2 protein-coding genes are annotated in these 926 nt (G+C 72.6%); one reads left to right on the top strand and one right to left on the bottom strand.

From position 1 onward, the window contains the following. On the bottom strand, positions 1-308 hold a 308-nt coding region (locus K4G64_RS39360), incomplete at its 3' end, for a VOC family protein (protein WP_221760634.1). A 205-nt stretch (positions 309-513) separates the two neighbouring features. On the opposite strand from K4G64_RS39360, the gene K4G64_RS39355 reads away from it, so the two are divergent. Beyond that, positions 514-926 (top strand): ThuA domain-containing protein (locus K4G64_RS39355; protein ID WP_221760633.1); only part of this gene is annotated, 413 nt, incomplete at its 3' end.

Raw genomic sequence — 926 nt, 5'->3', positions numbered from 1 at the left:
GGCTTGAGCTCGCCGTGGTACCCCGAGCCGACCAGTTCGCCGTACAGCGCGTCCACCTCCTCCGGTCCGTCGCAGCGCAGGGCCAGTGAGGCCCGGCCCCCGCCCACGGGCGGCTGCCACTCGGGCAGGAAGGAACGGACCGTCTCCTCGGTGTCGAACATCAGCCGCAGCCCGCCGGGCAGTTCGGCCTCGGCGTGCGGCTGGCCCTCGGCGCCGTCCGGGAAGGCGAACCCGAGCCGGCGGTAGAACGCGACGGATGCGGCCATGTCGGAGACGACCAGGCCGATGGCATCGAATCGTGCAGTCATGGGGCCACCGTAGGCAGGCCCGCGACGTCCGGTCTTGAACGAATCGGACACCAAGGCGGACACCTGAGCCGACACCGGCGCGGGCACACCTGGGCCGACACCGAAGCCGAAACCGAAGCGGACACGCCGGTCCGGCCGCGCCGGGCGAGAATTTCGGTCGCCGCACCGGCATCCCTCACGGCCCCGTCTCCTAGGTTCGTATGCCATGGCACCACGACTGCTCGTCCACACCCGCACCACCGGCTACCGGCACGCTTCCACCCCGGCCGGTATCGCCGCCCTGCGCAGCCTCGGGGACTTCGAGGCCCACGCCACCGAGGACCCGGCAGCCCTCGAACAGCCCCTGGACGACCTTGCGGCCGTGGTGTTCCTCTCCACCAGCGGCGAGATCCTCACCCCGGCCGGACGGGAGCGGCTCGCCGCGTACGTGGAGGCGGGCGGCGGCTTCGTCGGCGTGCACGCGGCGGCCTGCACGGAGTACGACTGGCCGTACTACGGCGCGCTGCTGGGCGCCCGGTTCGCCCGGCACCCGGACCACCAGCCCGGCAAGGCCGTCGTCGAGAACCACGATCACCCGGCGACCCGGCACCTGCCCGCCGTCTGGGAGTTCACCGACGA

Source organism: Streptomyces sp. WAC04114 (genome assembly GCF_019733245.1).
In the GTDB taxonomy this organism is placed as follows: domain Bacteria; phylum Actinomycetota; class Actinomycetes; order Streptomycetales; family Streptomycetaceae; genus Streptomyces; species Streptomyces massasporeus_A.
Note: the sequence above shows the minus strand (reverse complement) of the source record. Positions and strands in the feature narration are given on the sequence as shown.